23 protein-coding genes are annotated in these 21,858 nt (G+C 72.0%); 12 read left to right on the forward strand and 11 right to left on the reverse strand.

Annotation, left to right across the window (positions count from 1 at the left end; all coding sequences use genetic code 11):
- Positions 1-80: 80 nt before the first annotated feature.
- Positions 81-863, reverse strand: coding sequence for an SDR family oxidoreductase (locus RE027_RS10695; RefSeq protein WP_368808246.1), 783 nt, complete (start codon positions 861-863; stop codon positions 81-83).
- A 135-nt stretch (positions 864-998) separates the two neighbouring features.
- Between RE027_RS10695 and RE027_RS10700 the strand changes: the two genes are divergently transcribed.
- From RE027_RS10700 to RE027_RS10710, 3 genes are all read left to right on the forward strand, one after another.
- Complete coding sequence (locus RE027_RS10700) at positions 999-1,949, forward strand: helix-turn-helix domain-containing protein (protein WP_368808247.1); 951 nt, start codon at positions 999-1,001, stop codon at positions 1,947-1,949.
- Between the two features lie 203 nt (positions 1,950-2,152).
- Positions 2,153-2,389 (forward strand): hypothetical protein, encoded by a 237-nt coding sequence (locus RE027_RS10705; protein WP_368808248.1) that lies wholly within the window; start codon positions 2,153-2,155, stop codon positions 2,387-2,389.
- 137 nt (positions 2,390-2,526) lie between these two features.
- A complete protein-coding gene (locus RE027_RS10710; RefSeq protein WP_368808249.1) occupies positions 2,527-3,171 on the forward strand; it encodes a TVP38/TMEM64 family protein in 645 nt (214 codons plus the stop codon).
- Here RE027_RS10710 and RE027_RS10715 read toward each other — a convergent pair.
- Entirely contained in the window at positions 3,152-3,994 is an 843-nt protein-coding gene (locus tag RE027_RS10715; RefSeq protein ID WP_368808250.1) for a hypothetical protein, read from the reverse strand. The genes RE027_RS10710 and RE027_RS10715 overlap by 20 nt on opposite strands.
- A complete protein-coding gene (locus tag RE027_RS10720) occupies positions 3,991-5,184 on the reverse strand; it encodes a ferritin-like domain-containing protein (protein ID WP_368808251.1) in 1,194 nt (397 codons plus the stop codon). Before RE027_RS10720 ends, RE027_RS10715 begins: the two co-directional genes overlap by 4 nt.
- Before the next feature lie 194 nt (positions 5,185-5,378).
- Between RE027_RS10720 and RE027_RS10725 the strand changes: the two genes are divergently transcribed.
- On the forward strand, positions 5,379-6,884 hold the full coding sequence (locus tag RE027_RS10725; RefSeq protein WP_368808252.1) for an MFS transporter: 1,506 nt from the start codon (positions 5,379-5,381) through the stop codon (positions 6,882-6,884).
- Positions 6,885-6,981: 97 nt separating this feature from the next.
- Here RE027_RS10725 and RE027_RS10730 read toward each other — a convergent pair whose 3' ends face one another.
- The 3 genes from RE027_RS10730 to RE027_RS10740 form a co-directional block, all read right to left on the reverse strand.
- Positions 6,982-7,254 carry a hypothetical protein gene (locus RE027_RS10730; protein WP_368808253.1) on the reverse strand — a complete coding sequence of 91 codons (273 nt, stop codon included), beginning with the start codon at positions 7,252-7,254 and terminating at the stop codon, positions 6,982-6,984.
- Between the two features lie 210 nt (positions 7,255-7,464).
- Positions 7,465-7,950 (reverse strand): GNAT family N-acetyltransferase, encoded by a 486-nt coding sequence (locus RE027_RS10735; RefSeq protein ID WP_368808254.1) that lies wholly within the window; start codon positions 7,948-7,950, stop codon positions 7,465-7,467.
- A gap of 160 nt (positions 7,951-8,110) precedes the next feature.
- On the reverse strand, positions 8,111-9,094 hold the full coding sequence (locus RE027_RS10740) for a nuclease-related domain-containing protein (protein WP_368808255.1): 984 nt from the start codon (positions 9,092-9,094) through the stop codon (positions 8,111-8,113).
- 232 nt (positions 9,095-9,326) lie between these two features.
- Here RE027_RS10740 and RE027_RS10745 point away from each other — a divergent pair, with 232 nt between their 5' ends.
- Positions 9,327-10,508 (forward strand): thermonuclease family protein, encoded by a 1,182-nt coding sequence (locus RE027_RS10745; protein WP_368808256.1) that lies wholly within the window; start codon positions 9,327-9,329, stop codon positions 10,506-10,508.
- An 80-nt stretch (positions 10,509-10,588) separates the two neighbouring features.
- Here RE027_RS10745 and RE027_RS10750 read toward each other — a convergent pair whose 3' ends face one another.
- The gene (locus RE027_RS10750; protein WP_368808257.1) at positions 10,589-11,491 is read right to left on the reverse strand and encodes an Abi family protein; all 903 of its coding nucleotides are present in this window, start codon (positions 11,489-11,491) and stop codon (positions 10,589-10,591) included.
- A 338-nt stretch (positions 11,492-11,829) separates the two neighbouring features.
- On the opposite strand from RE027_RS10750, the gene RE027_RS10755 reads away from it, so the two are divergent.
- Positions 11,830-12,258 carry a DUF1801 domain-containing protein gene (locus tag RE027_RS10755; protein ID WP_368808258.1) on the forward strand — a complete coding sequence of 143 codons (429 nt, stop codon included), beginning with the start codon at positions 11,830-11,832 and terminating at the stop codon, positions 12,256-12,258.
- Positions 12,259-12,296: 38 nt separating this feature from the next.
- Here the strand turns inward: RE027_RS10755 and RE027_RS10760 are convergent, their stop codons facing one another.
- On the reverse strand, positions 12,297-13,325 hold the full coding sequence (locus tag RE027_RS10760) for an FAD-dependent oxidoreductase (RefSeq protein WP_368808259.1): 1,029 nt from the start codon (positions 13,323-13,325) through the stop codon (positions 12,297-12,299).
- A gap of 262 nt (positions 13,326-13,587) precedes the next feature.
- Here RE027_RS10760 and RE027_RS10765 point away from each other — a divergent pair, with 262 nt between their 5' ends.
- Positions 13,588-14,178 (forward strand): GNAT family N-acetyltransferase, encoded by a 591-nt coding sequence (locus tag RE027_RS10765; RefSeq protein ID WP_368808260.1) that lies wholly within the window; start codon positions 13,588-13,590, stop codon positions 14,176-14,178.
- 128 nt (positions 14,179-14,306) lie between these two features.
- A complete protein-coding gene (locus tag RE027_RS10770) occupies positions 14,307-14,831 on the forward strand; it encodes a dihydrofolate reductase family protein (RefSeq protein ID WP_368808261.1) in 525 nt (174 codons plus the stop codon).
- Between the two features lie 7 nt (positions 14,832-14,838).
- Here RE027_RS10770 and rox read toward each other — a convergent pair whose 3' ends face one another.
- Entirely contained in the window at positions 14,839-16,263 is a 1,425-nt protein-coding gene (rox, locus tag RE027_RS10775; protein ID WP_368808262.1) for a rifampin monooxygenase, read from the reverse strand.
- 297 nt (positions 16,264-16,560) lie between these two features.
- Complete coding sequence (locus RE027_RS10780) at positions 16,561-17,349, reverse strand: acetoin reductase (protein ID WP_368808263.1); 789 nt, start codon at positions 17,347-17,349, stop codon at positions 16,561-16,563.
- 464 nt (positions 17,350-17,813) lie between these two features.
- Between RE027_RS10780 and RE027_RS10785 the strand changes: the two genes are divergently transcribed.
- Both RE027_RS10785 and RE027_RS10790 read left to right on the forward strand, forming a co-directional pair.
- Positions 17,814-18,641 carry a hypothetical protein gene (locus tag RE027_RS10785; protein WP_368808264.1) on the forward strand — a complete coding sequence of 276 codons (828 nt, stop codon included), beginning with the start codon at positions 17,814-17,816 and terminating at the stop codon, positions 18,639-18,641.
- A gap of 325 nt (positions 18,642-18,966) precedes the next feature.
- On the forward strand, positions 18,967-19,131 hold the full coding sequence (locus tag RE027_RS10790) for a hypothetical protein (protein WP_368808265.1): 165 nt from the start codon (positions 18,967-18,969) through the stop codon (positions 19,129-19,131).
- 67 nt (positions 19,132-19,198) lie between these two features.
- Here the strand turns inward: RE027_RS10790 and RE027_RS10795 are convergent, their stop codons facing one another.
- On the reverse strand, positions 19,199-19,816 hold the full coding sequence (locus RE027_RS10795) for a maleylpyruvate isomerase family mycothiol-dependent enzyme (RefSeq protein ID WP_368808266.1): 618 nt from the start codon (positions 19,814-19,816) through the stop codon (positions 19,199-19,201).
- 232 nt (positions 19,817-20,048) lie between these two features.
- Between RE027_RS10795 and RE027_RS10800 the strand changes: the two genes are divergently transcribed.
- Both RE027_RS10800 and RE027_RS10805 read left to right on the forward strand, forming a co-directional pair.
- Positions 20,049-20,558: an SgcJ/EcaC family oxidoreductase gene (locus RE027_RS10800; protein WP_368808267.1), complete on the forward strand. Its 510-nt coding sequence runs from the start codon at positions 20,049-20,051 to the stop codon at positions 20,556-20,558.
- Positions 20,559-20,729: 171 nt separating this feature from the next.
- Entirely contained in the window at positions 20,730-21,749 is a 1,020-nt protein-coding gene (locus RE027_RS10805; protein WP_368808268.1) for a zinc metalloprotease, read from the forward strand.
- Positions 21,750-21,858: the final 109 nt, after the last annotated feature.

A 21,858-nucleotide genomic window follows, 5' to 3' on the forward strand; every position in this document is an offset into this window, starting at 1 on the left:
GAACCGGGCTACTCGACGGCTGCCGTCTGAGCTGATCGTGCCGCCCGGAACACGCACGCAGGCACCGGCGGGCACAACCCTCACGAGGTGGCGCGGAGCCAGTCCTCGAACCGGGTCGGGGCGGTCGTGAAGTCCCCTTGGGGCAGGAGGCCCCCGTTGCCGAGGGCACTGAAGGGCACCGGCACCCGGAGCACCTTCCGGCGCCCTCCTCGGCGCTGGTTGATCGCACGGGCCAGCTCCGCCATGTCGCGGACCTCGGGCCCGGCGATGACGGCGTCGTCGGATGTCGCAGTGCCGTCCGGCTCCACGGCAAGGTCAGCGACGAACGCGGCGGCCTCCTCGGCGGCCAGCGGCTGGGAGCGCATCCCGGGCACCGCGGAGAACGGGCTGATGCGGATCTGCGACAGCAGGGTCTCGGCCAGTTCGTACCACTGCGCCGAGGCCACGACGGTGACCGGGACCGGCCCGGCACGGTAGGCCTGCTCCTGGGCGGCCTTGCCCGCGTAGTAACCGAGCCACCGGTGCACCTCGGGTTCCCGGGCGTTGATGATCGTGACGCACACGATCCGGGACACTCCCGTCCGCTGTGCCGCGGCCAGCACGTTGCGTGCGGCGGTGGTGAAGAAGTCGACGGCACGACGGCGGGACAGCGTCTCCAGGTTGAGGCAGTCCACCACGGTGGAGACCCCGCCGAACGCGGCGTCCAGACCTTCACCGGAGTAGACGTCGGTGCCCTGCCGGCGCGAGACCTCGACGACGTCGGACCCTCGCTCGCGCAGATGTGCCGCCACCCGTGTGCCCAGCTGCCCGGTCGCGCCCAAAACCGCCACCTTCGAGCGCTCGCCCTCACCCGTGCTCTCCATCGTTCACCGTCCTCTTCCCGTCGGCCCACGCATCGATGCTGATGGCCTCGATTCTCCTCGCCTGCCCGTCCCGCCGCGAGTGTCAACTTTCCGACTGCCATCGACTTCCTGCCAGGCGCCTGGGAGCATGGATCCATGATCAGCAACGTGGCCGTCATCGTGTTCGACGAGGTCTCCCCCTTCGAGCTCGGTGTGGCCTGCGAGGCCTGGGGGATCGACCGCTCCGCCGACGGCCTGCCGGTCATGGACTTCGCCGTGTGCAGCCCCGACGGGCGGCCGGTCCGCACGATCGCAGGCTTCGACCTGGCGGTCCAGCACGGGCTCGACCGGGTGGCCGAGGCGGATCTCGTGGTCCTCCCGGCGATGTCCCGCCACGTCCCGGCCCCGGCGGACGTGCTCCAGGCGCTGCGCACGGCCCACGACCGTGGCGCCCGGCTCATGTCCATCTGCTCGGGCGCTTTCGTGCTGGGGGCGGCCGGCCTGCTCGACGGTCGCCGCTGCACCACCCACTGGATGCACACCGGCGAACTGGCCGAGCGGTTCCCCGCCGCACAGGTGGTGCCCGAGGTCCTCTACGTCGAGGACGGCACCATCCTCACCAGCGCCGGCACCGCCGCGGGCCTCGACGCCAGCCTGCACCTGTGGCGCCAGGAGTTCGGCTCGGCGGCGGCCAACACCGTGGCACGGCGCATGGTCGTGCCGCCGCAGCGCCAGGGCGGACAGGCCCAGTTCATCAAGGACCCGGTCCCCGAGCACCGGGCCGAGACGCTGGACCCGCTGCTCACCTGGATCATGGAACATCTCGATGAGCCGCTCGACGTCGACGCCCTGGCCCGGCGCGCGGCCATGTCCCCGCGCACTTTTGCCCGCCGATTCCGGGACGAGACGGGCACGACGCCGCACGCCTGGATCACCGCACGGCGCCTGCACCGGGCCGAGCAGCTCCTCGAGGAGACCGATCTGCCCGTCGAGCGCATCGCCGCTGACGTGGGCTTCGGCAACGCGGCCACGCTGCGCCACCACTTCACCCGGATCCGCCGGCTCAGCCCGCAGCAGTACCGCCGTCGCTTCGCGACCATCTCGTGAGCACCGCCTCGGCCGCGACAACGCGGCCGAGACCACCGGTCCCGATCGCGGCCACGGCCGAATGAGCGTCCCTTGCCTGACTGCGAGACGACCTACCGGCAGAGATGGCAGAAAATGACCGACAGTCGTCATTTCTGCCACTCGTGCGGCTGATGCGACTCGACGAGGCTTGTCAGCGTGAGAACAAGCCGGACTGGGCCGGCATGACACGCAAGGAGCTCACCATGATGACGGACCTGTTCCTGGTGGTCGCCACAGCCGCTGTGCTGTCGGTGTACACGGTGATCGGACGCCTGGCCATTCCCCCGGAGGACCGGGTGCCGCTGCACGAGCTCGGCTGGGACGGCTGGTGGCACACGCTGCAGCGCAGCCTGGTCTTCCTCGGTGACTGCGCCCCGGACAGAGGCGCAACCCGGATGAGGACGGCACAGAAGCCGTGACGGTGCAGAGCGTCCTATAGTGACGGTGTCGGACACCCCGGGCCGGGCGACGACCCGGGGAAGCCGTTTCCGGAGCCCCTGCGGAAGGGCCGCGCCATGCACCGAGGACAGAGGCCGCGCTGCCGGCCGGAGCAACCGTGAGGGGCTACCTGCTGCTGACGGGCGGAGTCCTGGCCGTGGTGCTGGGTCTGTACGTCCTGGCCGTGCTGCTCGAGATCCCCGTGCTCACCGACCCCGTGCCACTGATGCGCCGCTCGGGCGCCCTGGCGGCGGGAATCGGCGTCGGACTGCTGAGCCTCGACGTCGTGATCCCCGTGCCCTCCAGCCTCGTCATGATCGCCCACGGGGCGCTGTTCGGCGTCTGGGGAGGGGCAGGACTGTCCCTGCTGGGCGGTGCCGCCGCCACGCTGATCGGCTTCCTGACGGGGCGCGTCGTCCGGGATCCAATGCGCCGGCTCACGAACCCGCGCCTGCGCGCCCGGACCGAGCGCCTGCTGGGCCGATGGGGGTGGCTGGCCGTGCTGGCCACCCGGCCCGTCCCGGTGCTCGCGGAGACGGTGTCCGTGCTCGCGGGCGCCACCACCATGCGGTGGCCGGGTGTGCTGGCCGCCGGTGTCCTGGGCAACCTGGTGCCCGCCCTGGCCTACGCCTGGGCGGGGGCCACGGCCACCCGGGCCGTCGGCGGCGCCCTCGTCTTCGGGGCGGTCCTGGGGCTCACCGCGCTGGCGGCCCTGCTCGCCGTCGTCGTGCGCGGCCGCCCGGTCAGGGCCGCCGGTCGGTGACCCGGAGCGGGCGCCCGGCCCGGGGAGCGGGCGGTGCGCCCACGACGAGCGTGCCGCGGGCGAAGCCGCACAGCACGTCGGCGTCCCAGCCGCCGAACCAGAACCGCACCGGCCACGGCGCCTCGGCGCCGGCCGCCTCGGGCAGCCACCCCTCGGGGTCCTCGAGGGTGACCTCCGAGCCCAGTTCGTACTCGTAGCGCATGCGCGCCGCGAAGAACCGGGCCGTGCCGCCGCCCGCCGCGAGCTGGCCCTCGAGGAACGCCAGGCGCTCGCGGGTGCCGGTGCGCTCGGGCTCCGCCAGGCCGTCGAGGTCCTGGTGCAGCTCGGCGACACGCTCGCGCCAGACAGCCAGGAGGTCCGGGATCCCGGTGGCCTCCTGGATCTCCTCCGGCGCCCCTTCCACGCCGGCGGCCAGCAGCTCCGGATAGGGATAGCCGGGGTCGGCCGGTGCGATGGCGCGCACCAGGGTGAATCCGTCCTTGGCGATCTGCAGCACGAAGGGATGGACCGGTTCCAGCCCGTCGTCGGCGATCACGCCGTTGCGACCCTCGAAAACAGGCCCGTCGAGCAGGTCCACCCGTGCGCCGAGCAGCGGATGATCGGGCACCGGGAGCCCGTCGTCGTGCACGCGGTCGACGACGACGCCCACCGGCGGGCCCAGGCGCCGGCTGAAGGGCGGGTCCTGGAACACGACGGTGCGGTCGAGGTCGGGCTCCCCCACATACGCGTGCACGTACCCGGAGACCCCGCGGGGCTCGTCGTAGGGGTCGGGGTCCGTGGCCAGTCGGCACTGGAACCAGCCGCTGAACCGGAGCTCGATCACCGTGCCACCTCCACGATCCGGCGCCTCAGGAAGGAGAGGGTCTGTCCGATGGAGCCCAGGCGGGGGTGGACGAGGGCCAGGTCGGAGGCTTCGTCCGCCAGGGCGTCCAGGCGCTCCAGCAGGAGTGTCCACCGGGCCTCGCGGAAGGGCGAGAGGGTGACCTCTCCGTAGAGCTCGAACGTGGGCGCGGCCCGGGGTCCGTCGTCGTCGGTGAAGGCGGGCAGCTCCGTGAGCACCTCCGCGAGCGGGCGCACGGCCGTGCTCATCAGCTGCCCGGCCGAGGCCTTGAGCACCTCCCGCTGCTCCTGGCTCTCCCCCGCCGGGGAGAAGACCTGCTGCAGGACGGTGAGCGTGACCGCGTACGCCATGTTGAAGACCTCCGCCACGCGCACGGCAGGCTCGTGGGTGAGCAGCGTGCCGCCCGGGTCCGCGTCGCGGTGCTCGCGGGTCTGCGGGTTGCGCACCACCGGCCGGGCCGCCGCGAAGTAGCCCTGCTCGGCGTACTGCCGGCGAATGGTGCGGAACCGGTCGTAGTGGGAGCCTGCTCGGTCCTCGGGGGCGCCCTCACCGTCCTCGATGATGTCGTCGAGCGCCGCGAGCGCGGCGGCCCGGTCGACGACGGGGCGCAGGTCCAGAGCCACGGACCAGGTGTCCGCGACCTGGGCGGCGGGCGGGCCGATGAACAGCTCGTCCTCAGGGATGACGGCGAAGCCGTGGCAGATCTTGTCGTAGAGCTCCCCCACGTACTGGTACTCCAGCGGATCGGGGGCCAGGCGCAGGGCGGCGGTGCGCGCCTCCGCCGGGACGTGCGGCGGCGGGGGCAGCGGCTCCCCGCGGGGCAGCTCGAAGACGAGCATGCGGTAGAGGGCCTCGTCGCCGAACTCGACGAGGTCGAAGGGGAAGGGGTAGTAGCCCACGGTCTGAGGGAAGTTGGGCCGGCCCAGGTGCGGGCCCTCTCCGATGGCGGCCAGCAGGTTGCACACCGTGCCCAGGTGGCCCATCTCCTCGACGGCGACACCGAGGATCGTCGCCTCCCAGGAGCGCACCAGGGCCAGTTGCGGGGCCGTGATGTCCTCGTCCGTGCGCTTCTTGAGCGACAGCGCCGGGAAGAGGTACTGGATCATCAGGCCGTGCTCGATCTCGGCCGCCTCGTGCAGGGCGCCGATCAGTTCCTGTCGGGTGTCGATCACCCTTCAATGGTGCAGACGCATGGAGCGGAGAGTCCACGGTTCCGGCAACTCCCCGTTCCGTGACGCCCAGGAGCGCGGCCCTTCCCGATTCCCGGCCCCGTCCAACGGTGATGGGAATCGAGCAGTTGCACGAGTACGCAGAGCACGTGGAGACGCAGCTTAACCTGTCCGCGGCCGTCACTACAGTGGGCCCCATGAACGAGCAGGAACCGGCCCTGCCTCGGGCCGCAGCAGCTTCCGACGGCGGCCCGGGACTCCCCGCGGACCCGATCCTCCCGTCCCCGCCGGGCGAGGACGGGCAGGCCCCGGAGCTGGTCGATCCCGATGCCGTGAACACGTCCTTGCGCACTCCGGCACAGCGGTCCCGCACCTTCGCCGGGATCCTGGGAAACACCGCGCTCGCCAACATCACGACCAGTTACCTGTGGTTCTCCCTGACGTTCTGGGTGTACCTGGAGACGCGCAACGTGATCGCCACCGGAGTGATCGGCGGCGCGTACATGCTGCTGATCGCGCTCTCCAGCATCAGCTTCGGCACGTTCGTGGACCGCTACCGCAAGCTGGCCGTGATGCGCTTCGCCGGGGGCTTCACCCTGGTGATGTTCGCGCTGTCCGGAGTCATGTTCCTGCTGACGCCCACGGCCTCGTTGCTGGACCTGACCCAGCCGTGGTTCTGGGTCTTCACCCTGGTCATCCTGATCGGCGGCGTGGTGGAGAACATGCGCAACATCGCCCTGTCCACCACGGTGACCATCCTCATCGAGCCGGATCGGCGGGCCAACGCGAACGGACTGGTGGGCATGGTGCAGGGGCTGATGTTCATCGTCACCTCGGTGCTCTCCGGGTTGTCGATCGGGTTGATGGGCATGGGCTGGACGATCGTCGTCGCCGTGGTGCTCTCGACGCTGGCGTTCGCACACCTGCTCACGCTGAGCATCCCCGAGGAGGTGCGCCCGGCCGCCACGGACGCCCACGGCGGGTTCGACCTGCGCGGTTCCTACGCCGCTGTGCTGGCCGTCTCCGGGCTGTTCGCGCTGATCCTGTTCTCCACGTTCAACAACTTCATCGGTGGCGTCTACATGGCACTGATGGATCCCTACGGCCTGGAACTGTTCCCCGTGGAGCTGTGGGGAGCCTTCTTCGCGCTCGGCGCCACCGGGTTCATCGTGGGCGGCGCGCTGATCGGCAAGTTCGGGCTCGGCTCCAACCCGTTGCGCACCATGCTCGTCGCGGTGATCGTGATGGGGGTCCTCGGAGCGGTGTTCACGCTGCGGGAGTGGGCGTGGCTGTACATCGCCGGCATCTGGCTCTACATGTGCCTGTTCCCGTTCGTGGAGGCCGCCGAGCAGACGATCATCCAGCGAGTGGTGCCTCTGCAGCGGCAGGGCCGGGTGTTCGGGTTCGCCATGGCGTTCGAGTCCGCGGCGGCGCCGATCACCGCGTTCCTCATCGCGCCGATCGCCCAGTTCTGGATCATTCCGTACGCGCGGTCCGAGGAGGGCGCCGCCCAGCTGGCCCCGCTGCTGGGTGAGGGCACCTCCCGCGGCATCGCCCTGGTGTTCCTGGTGGCCGGGATCATCATGATCGTGGCCGCGCTGCTGGCCTTCCTGACACCGGTCTACCGCCGGGTCTCGGCGTCCTACGCGCGGGTGGCCGCGGAGGACGCCGGGGTCGGGGTGACCGATTCCTCCTCCGGATGAGCAGGAACGTGCTGGAAAGGGCGTGCTGAGGTCTCGTGACCTCGGCACCCCCTTCCCGACAGGTTCGCGGGCCGTGGCCGGGATGGAGTGGGCCCCGTCAGGCCGTCCAGCCCAGGACTGCACCGCCGAGTCCCATGACGACGAACCATGTCGCGGCGGCCACGACCGGGACGAGCAGCACCAGGTAGGACCGGCGCCTCGCCAGCCGCACCACGGCGTAGACGAGGACCAGCCACCACACGAGCAGGAGCGACACGGCCCACAGCGGAGCCATCAGGCCGCTGGCCAGGTAGAAGTATCCGATCACCAGGTGGGTGAGGACCGCGATCACCACGGCCGCCACGAACCAGGGCTGCTTCGTCCTCGTCATGCCGGAACTGTGCGCGAGCAAGGCACGTGCGCGCAAGAGCGGGCACGGACGCTCCAGGTGTTCTCGGCGCCGCTGCGCTGAGGCGCCCGGCCACGGGGGTGCAGAGCGGCCGGAGCCTTCGAGGCTCAGTCAGCTGCGACTCGACAGCACGCAGCTGCCCCATGCCGCCACCATGCATGGAACCGGCCGCGGGCAGCGCTCGGACCGGCGTCAGAGCACGCGGCTGTAGAACACCGTGGGCAAAGGGATGAACCCCGCGGTGGCGTAGGCGGCACGGGCGGACGTGTGCGCCTCGTCGCCGCCGGTGCCCATCCAGACCACGACACAACCGGCCGTGCGCATCGCCTCGCAGACCGCGTCGATCAGGGCACGGCCCAGACCGCTTCGCTGATGCCTGGGGTCGACGGCGAGCAGCATGATCTCTCCTTGCGGTCCGGCGGGGCCGGGGTGGGTGCTCCACGCGGCGTAGCCGGCGGGTGCGCCGTCGAGGTCGGCGACGAGGAACCGGTGCTGGTTACCCGGACCGGTGAGCTCAGCCAAGGTGTCCCGGTAGTCCTGTCTCCATTGCCCGTTCTGCCGGGCGAACAGTTCATTCCCCAGCTGGTGCCGGATGCCGTCCTGGATGGGCTCGAAGGCGCGGACGGTGAGGTCGATCAGGGCCTCGAGGTCGTCGGCGTGGAAGGTGCGAAGCAGCATGGTCCGTCTCCTGGAACGTGTGGGAATCCGCGACCTGGGGCAGGTCATGGGAGGGCTCGTGTCCGAAGCACGGGGCCTCGGCGAGCTCAGGAGCGGGTGCGCACAGCGGCGGAGCACATCACGTTCCCACCCTAGCCAGGTGATCGAGATCGAGCACCGGTCAGAAAGCACTCAGTACTGACCGGCCCGGCTCCGCCCCGAAGAACAGAACCAGCGCAGCGACCGGGCCTCCGAGCCGCCACAACCCCTGCCGGAGTCGTGCGCTCCGCACGGACGCTCGCAGCTCGGCAAAGCGCTTCCGCAGCTCCACCGGGTCCTCGGGTGACGCCGGGTTGTCGTGCCAGGTGCTCGGGACCACGGCTGCCGCCGTGATCCGGGTGACCTGCTCGGGTGTCAGCACGGGGCGGCGCCGCTGCAGCCGGCGCAGCAGCTCCCGATCAGTGACAACGGTGACATCGTCGGGGCGCTGCTTGATCGTCAGCGTCTTCGGCTCGATCAGCACCAGCACCGGCGTGACCGACACCGGCTCCCCCACCGCGGCGCTCAAGCGCTTCGCCGCCCGGGCCGCCTCATGGCGGGCGTGGGGCAGGTAGTGCTGCTTGTGCCCGTCGATCAGAACGGCGCGCTCCCCGACCCAGACGTCCCTGCCCGCGTGGTTCTTCGTATTGAGGGTGAACACCCCGGCCGGACCGATCACCACGTGGTCGATGTCCGAGGCTCCGGCGCCGACCGGAACGGCGTGCAGCACCGTCCACTCCGGGCCCAGGCGAGCCAGGATCTGCCCGACCGAGATCTCCCCCAGCGCGCCCTTGAACCACGGGTAGCTCCGGTCGCTGAGCGGGCTGGTCCCGACCAGGCGCTGCCACCACGACCGGGACGGTTCCTGGTGCTGGATCCGGAGCGTCTCGGCGATCACTGCCTGACCCGCACTCCGGTTCGCCAGCGATGACTGAGGCTGCGACGCGCCGACCTCTTCCTGTGGACCGAGCAGCCGGAAGGCCGCGAACCCCGTGGAGCGAATGGGTGCAACGAGTGGGGCTCCATTCGATGCGGCGGCCGGTGACCGAGCCATCCGTTGTTCGTCGCGCAGCAGCTGAACACGCGGCGGGGGCACAGGTCGGTCGGGGTGGCCGAGAGTCGTCATGGGGTCAGCTTTCGAGAACGTGAGTGTTCATCCGATCAAATGCCTTTGCATTAGTACACATCAAGCGGAAGCGGCATCGTTTCCCTTGATGACGCCGTCAGCCGGGGACGACTGGCTGCGGACCGAGCCGCGAGGCTGCGGGTGCCCCCGAACTGGGGACAACCACCTCCACAGTGATTGCATTCGCATCCATAGGCTGGTGGAGACCCGATGCTCTCCTGACAGGACCCCCATGACGCCTCCCTCGGCCTCCCTCCGCTTGGGCGCCTCCGCGCTCGTCCTCGCGCTCCTGACCGGCTGCGCCGGAACGGCGGCCTCGACCGGCGACACGTCGTCGTCGAGCACCTCTCCGGTCGCGGCCGACGCCTCGGCCGCCCCGGAGCTGCGCGGCGAGCGCGCCGTGGTGGACCGCGTGATCGACGGCGACACCGTCGACGTCCAGCTGGGCGGGGAGGTGGTGCGCGTGCGGCTGCTCAACATCGACACCCCGGAGACCAAGGACCCCAACGTGATCGTCGAGTGCCTCGGCCCGGAGGCGACCGCGCTGCTGGAGGAGCTCCTGCCACCGGGCACCGTGGTGGGCCTCGAGTACGACGAAGAGCGCACCGACTCCTACGGCCGCACCCTGGCCGGGGACTTCCTGGAGGACGGGGCCCTGGTCAACGCCGAGATCGCCCGGCAGGGCCTGGGCACGCCGCTCTACGTCGCCCCGAACGACCGCTTCCTGCCGCCCGTCGAGGAGGCCTTCGCCGAGGCCGAGCAGCAGCAGGCCGGTCTGCTCGATCCCGCCCATGGCTGCACCATCCCGGCGCAGGTGCAGCAGGCGACGAGCGCGCTCGCCGACCCCGCCCCGGCGGATCTCGCCGATCCGGCCGGTGAGGTCGCGGCCGCCGTCGCGTTCCTGGCGGCGCTCGACGCCGTGGACGGGAAGGGGCACCCGCACGTGCGCCACCTGGTCGGGCTGCCGTCGCTCCAGGGCGGGATCTCGGGGGTCCGGGCAGACGTCGCCGCGCTCCGGGAGCGCGGCGCGGAGCAGCGTCGCGCGGCGGAGGCCGAGGCAGCACAGCGGGCGCAGGCCGAGGAGCAGCGCCGTCAGGCGGAGGCTGAAGCCGCACGTGATGCAGAGGCCGCTCGCCAGGCCGAGGCAGCACGGCAGGCGGAGGTTGCCCGTCAGGCCGAGCTGGCACGCCAGGCGGAAGCGGTCCGGCAGGCGGCGGCCGACGCCGCGCGCCGGGCGGTCGTGCCCGCACCGGCGCCGGCTCCCGCGCCGGCACCAGCTCCTGCCCCGAAGCCCGCCCCGAACCCGGGAGCCAACATCGTGAACCAGGCTCCTCCCGGGTACTCCGCCGAGATCCCCGGTTACACCGGTCCGCGCTGCTACGCCCCGGGCGGGAAGTTCTACAAGCCCTGCTGACCCCGGAAGATCCAGATCGCAGAGCACTCCACGAAACTACCGGTCTTCACCTGATCCGGACCCAAGGCCCAGCGGTCTCGTCATCTCCCGAGGTGAGCAGTCCAGAACGGATCCCCCGCCCACCCGTCGAACATGCCCATCGCGGGAAGTGGTACCTGTGGGTGCTGCTCCAGCAACTGGACAAGCCTCTGCGCCCAGGTGCTGTGCGGCGACACCGTCGAAAGTACGGTTTGGAGTGACACGAGCACCGGGTAGAGGCGGTGGCGTCGCGTGTCAACGTTGTCCAGGACAGTGCGATCGGACAGCCAGGCGACCGAAACATCGGCAGGTATAGCGGGATAGACACCGAGGCCCACATTCCACAGCCGTCCGTGGTGAGCGCACACATTGCGGACGCGCACGTAGGTCTTCAACCATGACGTCAGGACCGCCTCGTTCAGGCCCAACGACCGGGCGATGGCCGTTCTGGCACTGCGGGGCGAGATGTTCGAGTACAGATGGCTCAGCTGCCCGATCGTCAGCATCTCGACCATCACCCAGGACGGCGGCAGCTCAGGGGTCCCGTAGGTGGTGAGGTAGTGCTCCAGTGCCGAAGGGTAGGTCATGGTGTCCCCGGCCGGCTCTGGCTGTCGCCGTAGCTGTTGAGCGCATTCGTCCCGAATCTCGCCGAGCAGGCGCTCATGCTTCGAACGATTGGTGAAGTGCATGGGATCGACGTACCAGTGGGGGCCACCGGCTCTTTCGGACATGATGTCGGTCAGGCCGGCACGCACTGCCACCTCCACCCGCTCCAGAGCGTCCAGCACCAAGAGGCGTAATTGCCGGTCGAACACGTACAGGTCGAGGATGTCGTCAAAGGTCGTTCCGGGCCGGAATCGGGGCGATCCGTCGCGGACCTGGAACGGGATCGTGTAGGGCGAGAGCCTGTAGTAGCCGATGTGTCGCAGATAGCGCAGGGCACGATCCGGGTCGGGTACCGCCATACCCCTGTCCGTCCACTGGTGCACCAGTTCGGCGTGGGACAGTGCCGGCTTCGTGTAGTGGGTGTTGCCCCGAGAGCGGGGTCTGGGCGGGATGCGACCTCTGGACACGGAGCTGATCCTAGTTCCGGACAGAAAAAATCCCCCAGGTGCGCATCGTGGAGAGGCGAGGGGGATCTAGTGCTTCCATCCTAACTTGGGAGGACGTAGCCCGGAAGACGTACTCGCCGACGTGGCCTGGACCATGAACCTCACGTCCCGCCCTGTCCGTGCCGTGTCCGACGGAACGGCGATCCTGATCGCTGAGACGATCGTCGTCCCGGCGACCCCGAGGAGCCATCGTGGAGAAGACAGGTCAACCGGTCGAGGAGTACCTCGCCGGGGTCACGCCCAGGAGGCGGCGGGAGGACGCCGAGCGGCTCGTTCCGTGGTTCGCCCGGATCACCGGGCAGCCGGCGGAGATGTGGGGCACCGTCGTGGGCTTCGGCCAGTACCACTACCGGTACACCAGCGGGCACGAGGGCGACGCCCCCGCGGCGGGCTTCGCCGCCCGGAAGTCCGCGACGACGATCTACGTGTACGACGGCGTCGACGCCCACCGCGAGAACCTGGAGCGGCTGGGCCCGCACACCACCGGAGTGGGATGCATCTACGTCAAGGACCTCGACGCGGTGGACCTGGACGTCCTCGAGGAGATCGTCGCCGGGTCCTACGCCAGGCTCGGCGACGGCCCGTGGACGTCCCGCGCCCGCGACGGCGCCCCGGAATGACCGGGCACCGCTGACAGCACGCGACCACGCAGCACCGGCTAGCTCAGCCGTGCCGCCGCCGCCACGACGAGATTGCGCACCGGAAGCAGATGCTGAGCGGTGCTCACGGTGTTCGCCAGACGGGCCAGGCGCACCGTCCGGGTGGCCGGTCCGCGGCGTGCGTCGTCGTACCGGTGGAGGGCACCGGGCACGTCGGGGGCCGCGGTCAGCGCTTCGACGAGGGCCGTGGCGTCGAGGAGCGCTTCGCAGGCGCCCCGCCCGAGATTCGGTGCCATGGCATGGGCGGCGTCGCCGAGGAGCGCTGTTCTCCCGCTGACGTAGGACGGCAGCGGGGCGACGTCGAGCAGGGTGCGCCGGTCGATCGGGTGTTCCCCGAGGGCGTCCAGGACGCGGCGCACGTCCGGGTGCCAGTTCCCGTAGAGCCGGCGGAGGATGCCTGCGGCGCTGGTCCGGGACGGCACCGGATCGAGGAGGTCGGCTCGGACGCTCGCGAACCAGTTGGTGCTCTCGGCGTCGTGCGGGGTGATGCCGAAGAGCCGCGACGGGCCCCAGGTCTCCGTGACCCCGCCAACGGACCCCGGGACGGTGCCGCGGAAGGCGACCGTGCCCAGCGGCCGCGCGATGGTGCCGAACAGGGCGACGCGGGCGGGGCTGTGGATGCCGTCGGCAGCGACGACGACGTCGGCCGGGGGCAGGACGTCGGAGTCGGTGACCGAGGTGTTCCACGTGATGAGGCCCGCGGGGAGGCCCTCGGCCAGGGCCGCCAGGAGTGCGGGGCGGGGGACCAGACGGGCGGTGCGCCCGGGGCCGAGGTGGGCGATCTCGGTGCCGTCCGGCCGGAGGAGCCGCGCGCCCCGCTGTTCGACGGAGGTGGCACGGACCTGATCGCCCGCACCCAGCAGGTCCAGGGCATGCATCGCCTCGGGCCACATGCCCAGTGCCGTACCGGTGTCCGGCAGACCCGGCGAGCGCTCGAGCACGTGGATGTCCCATCCCGCGCGGAGCAGGCCGCGGGCGGTGGCGAGGCCGGCGACACCGGCTCCCAGAACGACGGCTGACCCGCGCACGGCGTCTCCTCCGATCGGTGGTTCCCCGGCCGGGACAGGCACCCGGCCGGAAAGGGCACATCGGCAGTGCTGAAGGCCGTCCGCGGCCGACGTGGAGACCCACGGGGACCCTCTTCCGTCCAGTGTCCACGTTCGAGGCGCCGATGTCCGGGGACGGCGAGCTCGGCCGTTGCTTCCGGCCGGTGCCGGCCGACAATGGAGGCATGCGGCGGCTCATCCGTTCACCGCGGCGCACGCCGCCGCCCGGCAGCGAGGAACGAACATGGACCCCACCCCGTTCACGATCCGACCGGCGACGAGCGAGAGGTTCGACGACGTCGCGACCATCCTGGGCCCCCGTAACCCCGACTCGGCGGTCTGCTGGTGCCTCACCTACCGGCTCCCGTCCCGGGAGCACCGCGCGCTGGAGGCCCGGGAGAGACCTCGGGTGGTGCAGGAGCTCTGCGCCCGGCCGACCCCGCCGGGCGTCCTCGCCTACGACGGTGGGACGGTGGTCGGCTGGTGCGGCGTCGCCCCGCGGGCCGAGCTGCACGCCTTCACCCACGGGCGGACGATCCCCCACGTCGACGACCTCCCGGTCTGGACCGTGTGGTGCTTCAGGGTGCGCGGCGGCCACCGGGGCCGGGGCGTGGCCCGAGCCCTGCTCGACGGAGCCGTCGAGCACGCCCGCGGCCACGGGGCCCCGGCGATCGAGGGCTACCCGGTCGACAACGGGGGCCGGAAGGTCGACACCACGATGGCCTACGTCGGCACCCGTGCCCTGTTCGAGCACGCCGGTTTCTCCTGGGCCGCCGACACGGCGTCGACGCTCAACCGGTTCCCGCGCGTCCTCATGCGGTTGCCGCTGCGCTGAGCGGCGGTCCGCCGGAGGCCGGCCGCCGGGTCGGTGGCCCGGACATGGCCGGAAGACCACGATCGAGGCGGCCCCGCTGAACTTCCCCGCCGGACGCAGGCACCGCTGACAAGCATCGGAGGATTTCCGTGACGACCATCTACTACGCGGCCGGCTCGCTGGACGGGTTCATCGCCGACCCCGGGCACTCGCTCGACTGGCTGCTCACCCGCGACGTCGACGGCTCCGGCCCCATGGGCATCGACACGTTCCTCCCCGGGGTGGGCGCCATGGCGATGGGTGCCACGACCTACCGGTGGATCCGGGAGAACCTGCCCGGGGGCTGGCCCTATACCGTCCCGTGCTGGGTGTTCACCCACCACCGGCCGGAGCGGCCCGACGGGGCCGACGTCCAGTTCACCGCCGAGGACGTCGCGGACGTCCACGAGCAGATGGTGGGGGCTGCCGCGGGCCAGCACGTCTGGATCGTGGGCGGGGGCGAGCTGGCCGGGCAGTTCGCGGACCGGGGCCTGCTGGACGAGCTGTGGGTCCAGTGGGCGCCCGTCACGCTCGGCGGCGGGGCCCCGCTCCTCCCGCGCCGCCTCGAGTTCCGGTACGAGGAGCTGGTCCGGAACGGCGAGTTCGCCTGCGCCCGCCTCTCGGTGGTCCGCTGATCGGTGCTCAGGCGGGGGCGCCGAACCATCTGGGCAGCCGGCCGAGCAGGTCCTGCTGGTCCTCCCCGACCCACGCCACGTGGCCGTCCGGGCGCAGCAGCACCGCGGGCACGTCCAGGTCCTCGCCGGCGTCGACGACGTGGTCGACGCGATCCGCCCAGCCCGCCACCGAGAGCCGGCCGGTCCGGTCCAGCAGCAGGCCGCGGCCGCCGTGCATCAGCTCGTACAGGCGCCCCCGGCCCAGCGCCACGTCCCGCAGCCGGCGGCCGAGCAGTGCGTGCCCGTCGCCGAGGTCGTAGCGGACCCCGATCGCGGTGACCTTCTCGATCAGGTATCGGTTGACCTCCTCGAATTCCATCAGCTCCGCCAGCAGCCGGCGCACCGCCTGGGGGCCCGGCGCGGTGGACAGCAGCTCGGACTGCGCGCGGGTGTTGTCCAGCACGTCCTCGGCCACCGGGTGCCGTTCCGCGTGGTAGCTGTCCAGCAACCCTTCCGGCGCCCAGCCGGAGACCTCGGCGACCAGCTTCCAGCCGAGGTTGACCGCGTCCTGGATGCCGAGGTTGAGGCCCTGCCCGCCCAGCGGCGGGTGCACGTGCGCCGCGTCCCCGGCCAGCAGCACCCGTCCGTCCCGGTAGCGCTCGGCCAGCCGGGTGGCGTCGCCGAAGCGCGAGAGCCAGCGCGGGGAGTGCACCCCGAAGTCGGTGCCGGCGACCACCCGCAGCCGGTGCCGGAACTCCTCGAGGGTCGGCGGGACCGCGCGGTCCTCGGCCACCCCCTCGGCGGGCACCACCACCCGGCACAGCCCCTCCCCGGAGGGACCGGCGCCGAACCCCTTTTCGGTCTTGCGAACCTCGGCCACCACGGCGGCCAGGGTCTCCGGTGGCGTGTCCACCGCCATCTCGCCCAGCAGCCACTCGGCCTGGGCGGGCTCGCCGGGGAATCCCACGCCGAGCAGGTGGCGCACGGTGCTGCGCCCGCCGTCGCACCCGACGAGGTAGCGCGCTCGCAGTCGTGTGCCGTCGGCCAGCCGGGCGGTCACCCCCTGGTCGTCCTGCTCCAGCCCGACCAGCTCGCAGCCGCGCCGGATCTCGGTGCCGAGCTCGACGGCCCGCTCGGCCAGCAGCCGCTCGGTGGTGGGCTGGGCAATGCCCAGGACGTAGGGATGCGTGGTGTCCAGCCCGTCCGGCGCCGGCCGGGGGATGCCGGCGAAATAACCGCCGAGCGGGTACTTGCGGCCGTGGGCGAGGAAGCGCTCCAGCAGCCCGCGCTGATCCAGCACCTCGATGCTGCGCACGTGCAGCCCGAGCGAGCGGACGTGTCCGGTCGGTGCCGCGTCCTTCTCCAGCACCAGCACGTGCACACCGTGCAGCCGCAGCTCAGCGGCCAGCATCATGCCGGTCGGCCCGCCCCCGGCAACGATCACGTCGATCATCAGAACCCCTCCCCAAGATGGCCGCGACTTCCGGCTGTGGCTGGGAATTCTGCGGCACGACCGGGGTCTTGCCGCAAGACCCCTGGTGCGCAGTACCTTGGGAGTGACAGGAAGTGCGCGAGAGCCTCCAGCGGCTGGGAGCGCGTGGTCGAGCCGTCGTCGTCGACCCGCACCCTGACGACGACCGCGCTCGACCGGTGACGACGTGCACCGACCCGGCGGCCCTCGTCCGGGATCGAGGGCCGCCGGGTCGGCGAAGCAGGAGCGCTGAGGCCGCGGTCCCAGCGCCCGCGGGGATCAGGAGAAGTTGATGCCGCCGTCGATCAGGACCGTCTGCCCGGTCATGTGGTCGGAGTCGGGCCCGGAGAGGTAGGACACGAGCTTGGCCACGTCGGCCGGCTCGGAGACCCGGCCCGCCAGGATGTTGTCCACCTGGGCCTGCAGCGCGCTGCCGCGCGGGGCGCCGTCACGGGTGGTGAGCCGCTCGTCGATCAGGTCCCACATCGCGGTCCCGACCACCCCGGGGGCGTAGGCGTTGACGGTGATCCCGTGCCGGGCGAACTCCATCGCCGCCGCCTGCGTCAGACCGCGCACCGCCCACTTGGTGGCCGAGTAGGAGGCGAGCACGGGGAAGGGCCGGAAGGCCACGATCGAGGCGGCTCCGATGATCTTGCCCCCGGTGCCCTGGGCGATGAACTGGCGGGCCGCGGCCTGGTAGCTGTAGTAGACGCCCTTGATGTTGACGTCCAGCATCCGGTCCAGGGCCTCCGGTTCCACGTCCAGGATCTCGTCGACCTGGGCGATGCCGGCGTTGGCCACGAAGACGTCCAGCTGCCCGAGGGCGTCCACCCCCTCCTGCACCATGCGGGCGACGTCCTCGTGGTCGGAGACGTCCCCGGTCACCCCGACGGCCTTGCGCCCTCGGTCCTCCACGGCGGAGATCACCGCGTCGATGTTGTCCTGGGCCTCGGGGATGTCGACCACGACGATGTCGAGCCCGTCATCGGCCAGCCGTTCGGCGATCGCGCGTCCGATCCCGCGCCCGGCTCCGGTGATCAGTGCGACGCGGGAAGAGTTCTCCGACATGGTGCCTCCTGTGGTCGTGGCACCGGTCCTGCTCCGTGCCGGTTCCGTCACCGGCGATGGTGCCCGTGCCGATCAGTCTGCGGGGGTGATCCAGCTCACGGAACAGTCGCTATCGCCCAGCGATAATCCGGCCGCGGGCCCGGCGCCCGGAGCAGGTGCCCGCTCCAGCAGCGTGCCGCAGCGGCGCGGTCCCCGCACCGCTCCCTGACCGTGCCGATCACGGGGTGCAACCCGAACGCATTGACCGGCCGTCGCGGCCGTCCGCGACGGCCACGATCCTCTCGTGCTCGGACTCCGCGCTGACCAGGCCCTTTGACGCCATGTTGCGCCGGACCGGCCCCCGACCTGTGAGAGTGCGCACTCCTTGACCGTTTTCCCAGGTCAGCGCGGATAATGGATGGGGCCGGCCCAGGCGACGTCGCGGGGATCGGCCCCCTTTCCCGCGACCGGATCAGGACATCAGCATGACCCTTGAGAAAACTTCGATCGACACCTCCCCCGCCGACGAGCAGGGCACCCAGGACGAGAAGCCCGAGAAGAAGAACTCCGCGCTGAACATCCCGGGCCTGCTCGCCGGCGCCGCCACCGCCGCGACCATGTCCGTGATCGGCGGCCACCTGAGCGTCGTGGGCACGGTCCTCGGCGCCGCCCTGACGAGCATCGTCTCCGGTCTCGCCGTGGTCCTCTACTCGACCTCGTTCGAGAAGAGCCGCCGCGGCCTGAAGAAGGTCAGCACGGTCATGGCGGAGCGCGTGCTCCCCCGCGACGGCCGGAGCATCCCCGAGACCCACGGCAGCACCGCCGCCGACGACGGACCCGGGCCGCGCTTCCGGCTGCCCCTCAAGCCGTTCCTCGTGAGCACCGGCGTGATCATCGGCCTCGCGTTCGCCGCGATCTTCGGCATCCAGGCCCTGACCGGCACCGAGCTGTCCGGCGGCACGGGCACGATCCAGCGCAGCGTGACGGGCTCCGAGTCGGTGGCCGTGCGCAACGCAACTCCTCCCGTGCCGACCGACGAGCTCGCCCCGGGCACCGACGCCGTGAACCCGGCCGAGGGCGCCGATCCGGCCGTGGCACCGACCACGGCGGGCGACGTCGTGCCCGGTGAGGCGGCGCCCACGAGCGGGGCCGTGACCGGCGACGGCACGACCGGTGACGCCGGCGCCGGCACGGGCAACCAGCAGCTGGGCGGCGGCCAGACGGGCGCCGACACCGGTCAGCTCGACTCCGGTGCGGCCGGCCAGCAGGGTGTCACCGGCGCCGACGCCGGAGCGGCCCCCGCCGCCCCGTAGCAGGCACTCAGCACCCCGAGGACAGGGGCGGAGACGGAGACGTCTCCGCCCCTGTCGCACGTCCGGCCGACGCCGTTCTAGTGGACGCCCGCGCGACGGAGTGCTCTCCGGCCGGAACCGGTGCCGCCATCTTTCGTCATGTTCGGCTGTCGCCCCTGACCAGGGCCGATGTTTCCGCGGGCCTCCCGAGGTCTGGACTTAAGTCCCCAGACATATGCCTCGCACGGCACCTAACTTGAGGCTCAACCGGGTTGCGAGCGCAGCCGGGCGGCAGACGACGAAGGGGATCACAGTGGCGGGGGTTCGAGAAGTGCGCGGGGATCAGGTGGCGCAGTGGCTGACGGTCGTGGCCGTGGTCCTGTTCATCGCCAACGGGGCCGTGCTGGCCCTGGAGGCCCACGCCTACGGGTGGGCCACGCTGCTGTTCGCAGCGGCCGCGTACTTCGCGGTCTCCACCGGCATCGTGGAACGGCCGCTGCGCCGGAGCTGACCCGCCTCCCGCCAGGACCGGCGGGCGCGCGACGACGGGGTCGGGCTCCGGACGAGCAGACGGGTGCTCAGCGCACGAGTCCCACCGCTCCCGGGCCCGTGAGCTCCTCCGGGCCGACCGGGCGCCCGGACACCGCCAGCAGCAGGACGAGAGCGCTGCCGCGCACCTCCGGTCCCGTCCCGACGTCGAGGGCGACGTCGGTGGCCACGAGACGGAGGCCCTCGGCCCTCTCCCTGCCACCGCCGAACTGCACGCGGGTCCGCAGCTGGTGGCGCAGGGCCTCGGCGACAGGGGCGGCCGGACAGGCGCGCTCGATGCCGAGCGGGCGGCGGATGTCCTCCCCGTGCACGAACGCCTCCACCAGCCGGGTGGCCGGTGGCGCCGGCGCGCTCGTCGTGCGGCCGCTCACCGCCCGGAACGCGGCCAGCGTGCTGCGCGGGTCGGCCCGGCGCTCGCGCGCGACCCCCCCGGCGTTGCAGCGGTCGAAGTCGAAACCGGCGGCGGCGAGGTGGCGGAGGAAGCCCAGCCGCGTCGTCCTCGCGTCGTCGACGAGGTGGGCCAGGACGTCGTGGACGTCCCAGCCGGGGCACAGCGACGGGGTCGCCCAGTCCGGCGCGGGCAGGGCGTCCAGGTCCCGGATCAGCGCCTGGCGCTCGATGTGGACCACGGGCCAGATCTCGGTCATGCGGGCTCCTCGGCTCTCGGGCGGACGGTCGGGGAGACCGGCCCCGCGCTCCTCGGCACGGTCTCCGTTCATTCTCGCGAGGATTCCCGCCCTGGGCGACGTCGCCGCCCGCGTCGGACGCCATGCCTGAGCCGGTGGAGCCGGCCGCCCCCCGGAGGGAGCTGTCCGGCGTGTCCGCCACCGGCCGAACACGCCCTCGGCCGCGGTGCCACGCACCCTGCCACGCGCTTGAATGGGCGCAGCAGCACATCCGGCCCAGGAGGCGACGACCATGCTCACCGACCCCGCCCAGGTAGCCGACGGCTTCGCCGCGGCCTGGAACGACGCGGACGCCGATTCGGTCGCCGCGCTGTTCGCCGCCGACGCCGACTTCGTCAACGTGGTCGGCCTCCGGTGGACCACCCGGGAGCAGATCCGGGCCAACCACGCCTACGGCTTCCGGCACATGTTCAGCGACACCCGCACGACCCTCGAGGACGTCACCGTCCGCCGGCTCGGCGACGACGCCGCGGTGGTCCATGCCGCCTGGCGGATGAGCGGGCAGGTAGATCCCGCTGGCGAACGGGCCGGGGACCGATCGGGGGTGCTCACGTTCACCGTGGCCCGCCGGCCGGACGGCGGCTGGCTGGCGGTCAGCGCGCAGAACACCGACAGGGTCCCCGGCGCCCAGACGCACGTGGCGACCAGGGCCCGGCTCGACCCGAAGAGCTACTCCCCGCGGGCGCAGCGGCGGGCTCGCTAGACCGGCACGAGGGAGAGCGCAGGCGAGGACGTCCGGGTCCGTCCGTCCCGAGCTGCAGCCGCGGGGTGGGGGGCACGTCATGTTCGGGCCACACCTTCGCCACCACCGTTCGCTTTCGTACACTTCGAGGTGGTCGGCACGACCGACGGATCGAGCACGGAAACCAGGAGCATGCGCGAACACGGTGGCACCACGCCGGGGCGAGGTCCGTCGCCCCAGCCCGAGGAGCGCGCCGCGCTCCCGGGCCTCAAGCGCTCTCCCAGCGGCCGGGTGCCGCGGTGGGCGGTGGAGGAGGCGCTGGAGCAGCAGCGGCAGGCCCGGCTGCGCCCGGGGCAACGGCGACGTGAGCAGCGGCGCACCGACCGAGCGGCTCGCCGGACCGCCCGCCGCTGGGCGAGGACGCCGCGGCGGGGCCGGGCGGGGCGGACGACCCCTGCGGTGGGGATCGTGCTGCTGGCCGCGCTGTGGTTCACCCCCGGGCTCGTCGACCGCTACGCCCTGCCCGTCGTCCGCTCCTATCTGCCGAACGCCTCCGCGCCGCCGCCGGGCGTGGAGGCCGCCCGGGCCCCGCTGGGGACCCCGCCCGTCGTCGAAGACGCGGACGGCTACCGCTTCATGGACTCCCCCGACCCGGACCAGGAGATGGTCGCCTACGACCCCTGCCGGCCGGTGCACTGGGTGGTACGCCCGGACGGTGCGCCGCCCGGTGGGCAGCAGCTTCTCGAGGAGGCCGTCGCGGAGATCTCCGAGGCCACGGGCCTGCGGTTCGTGCACGACGGCACCACCACGGAGGGCCCCTCCGCCCAGCGCGAGCCCTATCAGCCCGACCGGTACGGCAGGAGGTGGGCGCCGGTGCTCATCACCTGGTCGGACGTGGCCGAGCACCCGGACCTGGCAGGGGACGTCGCCGGCCTGGGCGGCAGCACGGCCCGGCAGGCGCCGGAGGAGCCGCTCGTCTACGTCACGGGCCAGGTCACGCTGGACACCCCGTCGCTGACGAGCATGATGCAGCGGCCGGAGAGCGTGCGCGCGGTCATCCTGCACGAGCTGGCGCACGTGGTGGGCCTCGACCACGTCGACGACCCGGAGCAGCTCCTGTACGGCGACAACGTGGGCGCCACCGGCTTCGCGGCCGGTGACCGCGCGGGTCTCGCCCGGCTCGGTGCCGGGCCGTGCGTCCCGCACGTGTGACCCCGGCCGGACCGCGGCGCCCCGCCGTCGTCCGACCCGGGCGGAGAGGGCCTCGTCCGGGCCGGGACGGTGAACGCCCGGCGCGGCGCCGTTCGCCGTCATGTTTCCT

Origin of the sequence: Kocuria sabuli (assembly GCF_040981185.1) — a bacterium.
In the GTDB taxonomy this organism is placed as follows: domain Bacteria; phylum Actinomycetota; class Actinomycetes; order Actinomycetales; family Micrococcaceae; genus Kocuria; species Kocuria sabuli.

What these genes read in the sequence shown, in the direction of transcription:
- RE027_RS10805 (WP_368808268.1), top strand. Translation starts at nt 20,730, where the DNA reads ATGCGCGAACACGGTGGCACCACGCCGGGGCGAGGTCCGTCGCCCCAG.
- RE027_RS10745 (WP_368808256.1), top strand. Translation starts at nt 9,327, where the DNA reads ATGACGCCTCCCTCGGCCTCCCTCCGCTTGGGCGCCTCCGCGCTCGTC.
- RE027_RS10700 (WP_368808247.1), top strand. Translation starts at nt 999, where the DNA reads ATGATCAGCAACGTGGCCGTCATCGTGTTCGACGAGGTCTCCCCCTTC.
- RE027_RS10705 (WP_368808248.1), top strand. Translation starts at nt 2,153, where the DNA reads ATGACACGCAAGGAGCTCACCATGATGACGGACCTGTTCCTGGTGGTC.
- RE027_RS10780 (WP_368808263.1), bottom strand. Translation starts at nt 17,349, where the DNA reads ATGTCGGAGAACTCTTCCCGCGTCGCACTGATCACCGGAGCCGGGCGC.
- RE027_RS10740 (WP_368808255.1), bottom strand. Translation starts at nt 9,094, where the DNA reads ATGACGACTCTCGGCCACCCCGACCGACCTGTGCCCCCGCCGCGTGTT.
- RE027_RS10750 (WP_368808257.1), bottom strand. Translation starts at nt 11,491, where the DNA reads ATGGCGGTACCCGACCCGGATCGTGCCCTGCGCTATCTGCGACACATC.
- RE027_RS10725 (WP_368808252.1), top strand. Translation starts at nt 5,379, where the DNA reads ATGAACGAGCAGGAACCGGCCCTGCCTCGGGCCGCAGCAGCTTCCGAC.
- RE027_RS10795 (WP_368808266.1), bottom strand. Translation starts at nt 19,816, where the DNA reads ATGACCGAGATCTGGCCCGTGGTCCACATCGAGCGCCAGGCGCTGATC.
- RE027_RS10765 (WP_368808260.1), top strand. Translation starts at nt 13,588, where the DNA reads ATGGACCCCACCCCGTTCACGATCCGACCGGCGACGAGCGAGAGGTTC.
- RE027_RS10730 (WP_368808253.1), bottom strand. Translation starts at nt 7,254, where the DNA reads ATGACGAGGACGAAGCAGCCCTGGTTCGTGGCGGCCGTGGTGATCGCG.
- RE027_RS10800 (WP_368808267.1), top strand. Translation starts at nt 20,049, where the DNA reads ATGGGCGCAGCAGCACATCCGGCCCAGGAGGCGACGACCATGCTCACC.
- RE027_RS10695 (WP_368808246.1), bottom strand. Translation starts at nt 863, where the DNA reads ATGGAGAGCACGGGTGAGGGCGAGCGCTCGAAGGTGGCGGTTTTGGGC.
- rox (WP_368808262.1), bottom strand. Translation starts at nt 16,263, where the DNA reads ATGATCGACGTGATCGTTGCCGGGGGCGGGCCGACCGGCATGATGCTG.
- RE027_RS10735 (WP_368808254.1), bottom strand. Translation starts at nt 7,950, where the DNA reads ATGCTGCTTCGCACCTTCCACGCCGACGACCTCGAGGCCCTGATCGAC.
- RE027_RS10785 (WP_368808264.1), top strand. Translation starts at nt 17,814, where the DNA reads ATGACCCTTGAGAAAACTTCGATCGACACCTCCCCCGCCGACGAGCAG.